The following is an 8,919-nucleotide window of genomic DNA, read 5'->3' on the forward strand; positions in this document are numbered from 1 at the left end:
CTAGATAGGTTACCCATTCCGTGTTTGTTAGCGTCATTATTCCTTGTTATAACCATGAAAAATATTTAGAAGAACGCATTAAAAGCATTCTTAATCAAACTTTATCCGACTTCGAAATTATTCTACTTGATGATCTCTCTCCAGATAACAGTGCTGAAATATTAAAAAGATATTCCAACCACCCAAAAGTTTCGCATTGTATTATCAATGAAAAAAACTCCGGCTCAACTTTTTTTCAATGGAATAAAGGGATTGAACTGGCAAAAGGAGATTTAATCTGGATTGCAGAATCAGATGATGTTGCTGACCCACACTTTTTAGAGAAGCTGGTTGCTCCATTTTATAAGAATAAAAAGTTAGTCTTAGCCTATAGTCAATCTTATCGCATGAATGAAAATGGCATAGTGACAGGTTCATGGAAAGATGCTACAGATCATCTTAACCCGACTTTATTTGAAAATGATTTTGAGATGTGCGGCTTAGAATATTTTGAAAAGTTTTTAAACACAGGAAATACTATTCCAAATGCGAGTGCCGTAGTTTTTAAAAAACAAACCTATCTTGATGTCGGTGGAGCAAATCCACGCTTAAGATTTATCGGAGATTGGCAAATTTGGGCTAAAATCATATCTCAAGGTGATATTTTCTATACAGCAGAATGTTTAAATTATTTCCGTTACCACGATACGAGTGTCATTGCCCAAGCCAAAAAGAAGAAAGATCACTTTGAGGTCCGTCGACAGGTCATTCTATTCCGTGAAAGTATGAATACTTTTCTTAATGAGTATAGAAAGAAACAACCTCTAGCCAATACAATCTATTTAAAAAATAATAAGGCATTGTCTAAAGAGTTACGCAAGAATGCATCTCTAGCAATACGGCGTAGATATTATGACCGAATTATCCCAACCAGTATGCTTGCTTTACGTACAATCCCCTTTTATGTTGTGCCTTTTTATATTCTAAAATTGTGCATACAATTTCTAATTTCAATCATCCTAGTTGCACCTTATAAAATTATTTTTAATAAACCAAAATAAAAAAAGGAGCTACTGCTCCTCTTTTTATTTGAATTGATTTGCTTGCTGATCTTTCTCACTCACCAACACTTTATCAACCTGATTTAAAGGCCAATCAATTGCGAGTGTGGGATCATTCCAGATAATGGCATCTTCACTTTCTTTATTATAGTAATTGGTAGTTTTATACAAGAACTGGGTATTATCCTCTAATGCAATAAAACCATGGGCAAATCCTTCCGGAATCCAGAACATGGTTTTATTCTCAGCGCTAAGTTCTAGACCGACCCATTCACCATAAGTTTTAGATTCAGGGCGAATATCCACAGCCACATCCCATACCTGGCCTTGCACAACTCGAACCAATTTGCCCTGAGCATATGGAGTTTTTTGGAAGTGTAAACCGCGTAGCACTCCCTTTTGCGACAGTGAGTGATTATCCTGAACAAATGTTGGTACGGGTAAATTTAACTCTTCAAGTGCTTGAGCAAAACGTTGATGATTAAAACTTTCCATAAACCAGCCACGATCATCACCAAACACTTGTGGATGTATAATCAGCAAGCCTTCAATTTTGGTTTGTTCAATTTTCATTGTGCTTCATCCGCAATTTTATACAGATATTGACCGTATTCTGTTTTCTTTAAAGCACTAGCACTGTCTAGTAATTGAATTTTACTAATCCAACCTTGGTTAAAACCAATCTCTTCAAGACAAGCCACTTTCAACGATTGACGTTTTTCAATGGTATAAACAAACTGCCCTGCTTCAAGCAAAGATTCATGCGTACCTGTATCCAGCCAGGCAAAGCCACGACCAAGTAGTTCGACATTGAGTGAACCATCTTTCAAGTAAGCATTATTAATGTCGGTAATTTCAAGTTCGCCACGAGCTGAAGGTTTAACTTGCTTGGCAAATTCAACGACACGATTGTCATAGAAATATAAACCTGTAACCGCATAAGGAGATTTTGGCTGTACAGGTTTTTCTTCAATACTGAGTACCTTACCAGTTTTGTCAAATTCAACCACACCAAAACGCTCAGGATCTGTAACATGATAGCCAAAGACTGTGGCTCCATGCTCACGTGCATTCGCGGCCTCAAGTTGCTCACTGAAGTGCTGACCGTAGTAAATATTATCACCCAAAATTAGACAGACATTGTCTTGACCAATAAATTCTTCACCGATCAGGAATGCTTGTGCCAAACCATCAGGAGAAGGTTGCACCTTATAGCTCAATTCAATACCAAATTGGGAACCATCGCCCAATAATTTTTCAAAGTTTGGAAGGTCTTCAGGTGTTGAAATAATTAAAACTTCACGAATACCCGCCAGCATCAATACAGAAAGCGGATAGTAAATCATTGGCTTATCGTAAATTGGTAGAAGTTGCTTGGACACACCTTTGGTAATCGGATGTAAGCGTGTACCGGAACCGCCTGCTAAAATAATACCCTTACGTTTTATACTCATTTGCTTAATAGCTCCGCTAGAATTCGTTTTACACCTTCTTGCCAATGCGGCAAATTCAATCTGAAGGTTTGCTGTAACTTTTGATTGTTTAATCGTGAATTATGTGGTCGTGTGGCTGGAGTTGGATACGCCATGGTAGGAATGGGATTGACCTTTTGTACAGCCAATTCCAATCCAAAGACTCGTGCCTGCTCAAAAACATAATTGGCATACCCAAACCATGAAGTTTCACCACTTGCTACAAGGTGATAAACCCCTGTTTTCATGCTGTCAGCCGCTGTTTGTGGAATGGCCTGTGCCGTAATATCCGCAATCAACTCAGCCGAGGTAGGGGCACCCACTTGATCATCAATGATAGAGAGTTCTTCTCGCTGCTGAGCCAAATTCAGCATAGTTTTCAAGAAATTTTTTCCTCGAGCAGCATAGACCCATGAGGTTCTGAAAATTAGGTAATCACAACCACTTGCAATAATTGCCTGCTCACCTTGCACTTTGGTTTGACCATAAACATTTAAGGGTGCAATGCGATCCGTTTCAAGAAATGAAGTCTGACCTAAGCCATCAAAAACATAGTCTGTCGAGTAATGCACAAACAGTGCATTGACTTGTTGGCACGCTTCAGCTGCAGCTTTTACCGTTTGATGATTCACTAAATCGGCTTGATCCTGCTCTGTTTCAGCTAAATCCACGGCTGTATAGGCAGCAGCATTCACGACCACATCAGGTTTTACCGTCATGATCGTGTTATAAATCGCCCGTGGCTGGGTCATATCACCGGACAGTCCCGCTAGACCATGCCGGTCTAATGCAATAACATCACCCAAAGGAGCTAGAGCACGTTGTAGTTCCCACCCAACCTGACCATTTTTTCCAAGCAATAAAATCTTCATGCTTATCCTTGGTATTGCTTATTTAACCAGGATTGATATTCACCACTTTGAACGTGTTCAACCCATTCATTATTGTTTAAGTACCATTCAACCGTTTTACGTAATCCCGTTTCAAATGATTCTTTCGGTGTCCAACCCAATTCATGTTCAATTTTTGAAGCATCAATCGCATAACGTACATCATGGCCTGGGCGGTCTTTTACATACGTAATTAAGTCTCGATAACGTTCAACACCTTGTGGTTTATTAGGAGCCAGTTCTTCGAGTAAAGAACAAATGGTAAGAACTACATCAATATTGGCTTTTTCATTGTGACCACCAATGTTATAGGTTTCACCTACTTGCCCCTGAGTCACGACAGTATAAAGTGCACGGGCATGATCTTCCACAAATAACCAGTCACGAATTTGCTGGCCATTACCATAGACTGGAAGTGCTTTTCCTTGCAAAGCATTTAAGATCATTAATGGAATGAGTTTTTCTGGAAAATGGTAAGGACCATAGTTATTGGAACAGTTGGTCACTAAAATCGGTAATCCATAGGTCCGATTCCAAGCACGAACCAGATGGTCTGAACTCGCTTTACTTGCTGAATAAGGTGAACTAGGAGAATAAGGGGTTTTTTCTGTAAATAAATCCGTTGTTCCTTCTAAATCACCATAGACCTCATCTGTTGAAATATGGTGAAAACGGAATGTAGCCTTCTTTTTTTCATTTAAGCCTAACCAGTAAGCGCGGCTTGCTTCCAACATTTGATAAGTGCCGATGATATTGGTTTCAATAAAAGCATAAGGCCCAGAAATCGAACGGTCTACGTGGGATTCTGCAGCCAAGTGCATCACTGCATCAGGTTGGAAATCTGTAAATAATTGATCTAGTGCGGCACGATTACAAATATCGGTTTGGGAGAATTGATAACGAGAGTAATTAGAAATGGAACTTAACGATTCTAGATTACCGGCATAGGTTAGTTTATCAACATTTAAAACTTCATGTTCTGTATTCTGAATAATATGGCGAATCACTGTAGATCCAATAAATCCTGCACCACCTGTAATTAAAAATCTCATTTTCCCCCCAAAAAAATCTAGAGCACACAAATCATATCAAAGAAGAATTTTTAGAACATCGACATAAATAGTTAACTTCTATGGTGAGAGTTAAATATTTTTGAATTGATCGAGCAAATTCATTCTATGTTTCTGTGGTGTAATCTTCTCAACAACTCCAATTAGGTCTGCCATTTTATCTATATAAACCTTACTAAGCCATCGCTCTTGCTCAAACTTAGCTAGATAATTTTCAAGTTCCTTATCAAATACACTGGATTTGAATACAGGAATCAACACTTTCTTTTCACTCACCAACGCCTCACTGATCATCGAGGTTGATTCAGGTGAACAAATGATTAAGTCCGCTGCATAAATATAATCAGCAATATCACATTGCTGACCATGATTGACTAGTGTTAAAGCTATCTGTGGATTTCTAGTGAAGGCCTGCTGTAGATCCTTCTCAAAATCTTCGGGTGTACGCCTGGATGTACTGATCAGAATTTTCCAATTTGGATAGTTCCGCGCCAGGTACTTAATCCACTCAATCCATTCATAAGAAGTCCCAATTTTGGATGTTTTAGTATCTGCACCAATTAAAATAATCAGTACTTTCTGTTCCATACAATCCAGATTTTGCTTTGCTTGCTGAACTCTATGTTCCAATTGAAAAGTAAGTTGTTTATTTGGTGCAATTGGGTAATAAATAAAAGGTTTTTGATTTTTGTATTTATCATCAATAGTAAATACAGCATCAAAATAACAAGCTGGAATCCCTCTTAATGAGGTTGCAATCACATTCTTGGTAGCTTTCCCCTGCTGCTGAAAATACTTTTTAAGCAAGGCATTTGGCAGAAGTGTCTCCCCACCAGCTGAAACCAGGAGAATATTATCTGACTGAAAAGCTTGTAATTGAACAGTATCCAAATAAAAACCTAATGCCCATTTCGGGCTTACAATAGCCAAAAAAGCTTTGAGTATATGCTTAGTTAATTTACTGACTTTGTATATCTTAAGCCACTGCACTTCATATTGGTTGCCGTTATTCAGTAAGGTGACTATCCCTTTAGTTTGTGTTTCATGTCCTGCTTTACCATCCGTTAAAGCTAAAATCATCAGGTGACTATTTTCCATCTAACACCTCACGATAGACCATTTCAATATTATTGACCATTCCATCTAAAACTAGGTTTTTTTCTGCATCAGCAAATACTGGAATGAAATCCCGCTCTACTTGCTTTAAATTTTCTAAAGCATATGCGATCAGATGATGCAATGCATTTGCATCATTTTCAGCACAGAGATATTGCTTAGGTAAAATTTGAGCCATTGCCCCTACAGCTGTTGATACCATAGGTGTTTTACAAAGCAAAGCCTCTATCATGGTATATGGACATCCTTCATAATGAGATGACATCACATAAAGAGAAGCTTGCTGCATCAAATCAGTAATATCATTACGAAAACCCAGTAACTTTATACTCTTTTCCAGAGCAAGCTCATTAATAAGTGTTGCCAACTTTTGCTTTTCAAAACCTTCTCCTACAATCCAAAGCTGTGCATTTGGTATGTCTTGCCATGCTTGAATTAAAAGATCAAAACCCTTAACGGGCACTAATCTTCCTACAGCCAAAACGACAGGTGGAGTTATTTTATTAATATCGGAATTAAGCTCAGGCGGTTCAATTCCATTTAGAATAATGTACTTATTAGGATGTTCTAAAGTTTCTGCGGCATTGGGACTCACTGCAATCACCGCATCAAAACCCTTAAACATTTTGGTATTTTTTTTACGGCTATGTAAAGTGGCAACACTTTTAGTCGGTAGAAATTTTAAAATACTACCCACCATTGCAGCAGCTTTATTTCCATGTACATGTACAATATCAGATTGAAGTGCTTTCAATGCTCTATAAACTTGAAACAGAACAATAATATTTCTTCTACTCTTCGACAGATCAATTGCGATAAATTCTGTTTTTAATCGACTACGGTACTTTTCATGTGCAACAACTGTGACTTGGTGATGTTTCATTAGACAGTTAGCCAATTCAACAACATGTTTTTCTAACCCTCCTTCTTCATCACCTGCCATGACCAATGTTACTTTCATCACCTAACCTTCCCGCTTCCCCAATTTCATTCGCAATTTAAAAGCAAATAATGAATCTTTTCCGCTGACTTTAATCCTCTGTAACTGCATAAAATCAGGCATTTTTTCATCTATACCTTCTTGTGTTGTTACTGCATTGCTATATCCTGCCTGCTTAGCTAAACGCACATCGCCCTCAGAATAAATGCCGAAAGGATAAGCAAAACTATTTACAGATTTTTGTGTTAAATGCTCTAGCTGAATTTTCGAATCAACCAGCTCATGTAAACATTCTTCATCATTCAGCTTATCCAAATTGGCATGTGTTAGTGTATGAGAACCTATTTCCACCAAACCAGAATTTGCTAAAAACCAGACTTGCTCATCACTCAGCTTTGGTTCACGCGCCAACTCACCACTGTTATGGTGCGCTTTCTTATATGTTGACCAATCTCGATCATGTCGGTCTACCACTACATAAATCGTCGCTTTGGCTTGGTATTTTTCTAAAATTGCAAAAGCATTTTCCAAGTTATCTAAATAACCATCATCAAAAGTGATTGCAACAGTTTTTGCAGGATGCTCCCCCCAATGGTCTTGTAATTCCTGCATAGTTACAAAGTTAAAACCTTCTGCTTTTAACCATGCTATTTGCTTTTCAAACTCAGTAGGCTTAACTCGTAATTTATTAAACTTTGCACCATCTATATGCTCACGTACCATGTGATACATTAAAATTCGTGGTCTATCCCAATCTACTGCTGGCTTCCACCATGCGTACTTATAACTGAATGCGAACAACAAGATAAATAAAACAATCAGAATATAAATCACGATTAAATCACAGCTACTTGATTAAAAGATATGTTGCCACACGCTCTGCTTCTTTAAAAGCAGTCGTAGAATATAATTCAGCAATTTGTCTAGCATTCGATACAAGCTTTTGATCAACCAAATGCTCTACCGAATGCGTAATCCGATCCTCTTTCGCTCGATCTATCTGAATAAGCCCGACTTTACAACCTGCGGTGAGTGCCTCATATATCATAGACACACTATCTTCAGTCACCCAAACAGCTTCCGCTTTTTGCATTTCTTCAAAAATCCAGCCCTGCGGCGTTTGTTCAACTGGAAAAATTTGCAGTTGTGAAGCAAAACTTTGCTGAGCCAATGTCACTAAAAAATCAGCAGGTGTACGCCTAGAACTCGTCAAAATAATCTCACACTGCTTATTCTGCAGCACAATCTGTTCAATCGCAGACAATACCTTATCTGCATTCCAAAGATGCCGTTTAGATGAACCACCTAATGCAATCAAAATACGGTTTGGAATGTGTCGCTGCTCATTTTCAATTGGATTCAGCGCACCTTGTGTAACAATCACATTTGCCTGCTCTGGCACACCATCATGTTCAGGAATAACCACATGATCAAACCAAGATAATGGAAAATTGGGTTTCATTAAAATGACAGTTTTTGCACATGGAAAAACTTTACCCATCAAGAAAACACGTAATTGCGTATGACTGCCTACCCCAAAAATGTAATCTGGTGGCTGCGATACTGCAGCATGTTTTTGTTTTTTATATGCAGTCAATAAACTCAAGAGTGGTAAATGATCAATTGAAATTTCCTCAAAAGTCAGATCAATATTTGTTTGCTTTTGCATTGCCTTAAAAAGACCCAATGCTTGAGAGCGATGACCTGCCTTGCCATCGCTCACATATACAATATGCATATTCACCCACCAGATCTAAAGCACGAATAGCATCATTTTACTAGATCAAAGCATTTAAAGTAAGCAAAGCTACATATCCTCAATGACTCGAAATATAAACTTCATTGAACTGTCACAGGGTTTGAATCCGCCTTTTCAGATTCAATGAGTAATTGAACCGCTCTTTCTCTAATTTCGGGAGTATAGTTTGGTTTTTTCATCGGAATAGTCTCTCAGAATATTGAGTCTCCGACAAACCCGGTACGGTTCAAATTGCCTTAATAGATTGACCTTGTTGATGAAGTATTTGGATTGTCACTGCTTGCTTGAGAAGTTTGAAATAACATTCGATTGACCAACGCCAGTAATACCAAGTTGTCAATTCCACTGCGGTAATCTCGGTTGATACATTGCTGATCAATGACCATCTTGCAACTGTCTTATCATTAATATCTTTAACCACCGCAATAATCAGTCTAGCCTCAATTGCAGCACCTTTCTGAGGAGCAACTCTTTGACCTAAAGAATCTTTTTTATTTGATTTTGCAGCACGGGTAAGCCGAACATTGGTTTCTCCAACATAAAGCATATGTTGATTACCCTTGTAAGAAATGGGTTTCACTTGCTGTATTTCGATACGTTCAGCAACTTCTCCAACTTTACATATTTCACCC

9 protein-coding genes and 1 pseudogene are annotated in these 8,919 nt (G+C 38.2%); 1 reads left to right on the forward strand and 9 read right to left on the reverse strand.

Features of this window, described 5'->3' with window-relative positions; all coding sequences use genetic code 11:
* Nucleotides 1–20: 20 nt before the first annotated feature.
* Nucleotides 21–1,040: a glycosyltransferase gene (locus FTU71_RS12970; RefSeq protein ID WP_096901544.1), complete on the forward strand. Its 1,020-nt coding sequence runs from the start codon at nt 21–23 to the stop codon at nt 1,038–1,040.
* Nucleotides 1,041–1,064: 24 nt separating this feature from the next.
* Here the strand turns inward: FTU71_RS12970 and rfbC are convergent, their stop codons facing one another.
* The 9 genes and pseudogenes from rfbC to FTU71_RS13015 all read right to left on the reverse strand — a co-directional run.
* Entirely contained in the window at nt 1,065–1,613 is a 549-nt protein-coding gene (rfbC, locus tag FTU71_RS12975) for a dTDP-4-dehydrorhamnose 3,5-epimerase (RefSeq protein WP_179993907.1), read from the reverse strand.
* The gene (gene rfbA / locus FTU71_RS12980) at nt 1,610–2,494 is read right to left on the reverse strand and encodes a glucose-1-phosphate thymidylyltransferase RfbA (RefSeq protein ID WP_179993906.1); all 885 of its coding nucleotides are present in this window, start codon (nt 2,492–2,494) and stop codon (nt 1,610–1,612) included. The genes rfbC and rfbA overlap by 4 nt, the downstream gene beginning before the upstream one ends.
* Entirely contained in the window at nt 2,491–3,384 is an 894-nt protein-coding gene (gene rfbD, locus FTU71_RS12985) for a dTDP-4-dehydrorhamnose reductase (protein ID WP_096901155.1), read from the reverse strand. The genes rfbA and rfbD overlap by 4 nt, the downstream gene beginning before the upstream one ends.
* Nucleotides 3,385–3,386: 2 nt before the next feature.
* A complete protein-coding gene (gene rfbB / locus FTU71_RS12990) occupies nt 3,387–4,454 on the reverse strand; it encodes a dTDP-glucose 4,6-dehydratase (protein WP_179993905.1) in 1,068 nt (355 codons plus the stop codon).
* A gap of 90 nt (nt 4,455–4,544) precedes the next feature.
* Nucleotides 4,545–5,570: an ELM1/GtrOC1 family putative glycosyltransferase gene (locus tag FTU71_RS12995; protein WP_096901153.1), complete on the reverse strand. Its 1,026-nt coding sequence runs from the start codon at nt 5,568–5,570 to the stop codon at nt 4,545–4,547.
* A complete protein-coding gene (locus FTU71_RS13000; protein WP_179993904.1) occupies nt 5,560–6,549 on the reverse strand; it encodes a glycosyltransferase in 990 nt (329 codons plus the stop codon). Before FTU71_RS13000 ends, FTU71_RS12995 begins: the two co-directional genes overlap by 11 nt.
* A 3-nt stretch (nt 6,550–6,552) precedes the next feature.
* Nucleotides 6,553–7,362: a polysaccharide deacetylase family protein gene (locus FTU71_RS13005; RefSeq protein WP_179993903.1), complete on the reverse strand. Its 810-nt coding sequence runs from the start codon at nt 7,360–7,362 to the stop codon at nt 6,553–6,555.
* Between the two features lie 13 nt (nt 7,363–7,375).
* Entirely contained in the window at nt 7,376–8,266 is an 891-nt protein-coding gene (locus tag FTU71_RS13010; RefSeq protein ID WP_179993902.1) for a mitochondrial fission ELM1 family protein, read from the reverse strand.
* A 247-nt stretch (nt 8,267–8,513) separates the two neighbouring features.
* Nucleotides 8,514–8,919: pseudogene (locus FTU71_RS13015) on the reverse strand (hypothetical protein); the annotation flags it as partial.

This window comes from Acinetobacter sp. YH12136 (assembly GCF_013418545.1).
GTDB classification, from domain to species: Bacteria; Pseudomonadota; Gammaproteobacteria; order Pseudomonadales; family Moraxellaceae; genus Acinetobacter; species Acinetobacter towneri.

Excerpts from the sequence above, each read along its gene's own strand:
- FTU71_RS13000 (WP_179993904.1), bottom strand. The coding sequence starts at position 6,549 with ATGAAAGTAACATTGGTCATGGCAGGTGATGAAGAAGGAGGGTTAGAA.
- rfbA (WP_179993906.1), bottom strand. The coding sequence starts at position 2,494 with ATGAGTATAAAACGTAAGGGTATTATTTTAGCAGGCGGTTCCGGTACA.
- rfbC (WP_179993907.1), bottom strand. The coding sequence starts at position 1,613 with ATGAAAATTGAACAAACCAAAATTGAAGGCTTGCTGATTATACATCCA.
- FTU71_RS13010 (WP_179993902.1), bottom strand. The coding sequence starts at position 8,266 with ATGCATATTGTATATGTGAGCGATGGCAAGGCAGGTCATCGCTCTCAA.
- rfbD (WP_096901155.1), bottom strand. The coding sequence starts at position 3,384 with ATGAAGATTTTATTGCTTGGAAAAAATGGTCAGGTTGGGTGGGAACTA.
- FTU71_RS12995 (WP_096901153.1), bottom strand. The coding sequence starts at position 5,570 with ATGGAAAATAGTCACCTGATGATTTTAGCTTTAACGGATGGTAAAGCA.
- rfbB (WP_179993905.1), bottom strand. The coding sequence starts at position 4,454 with ATGAGATTTTTAATTACAGGTGGTGCAGGATTTATTGGATCTACAGTG.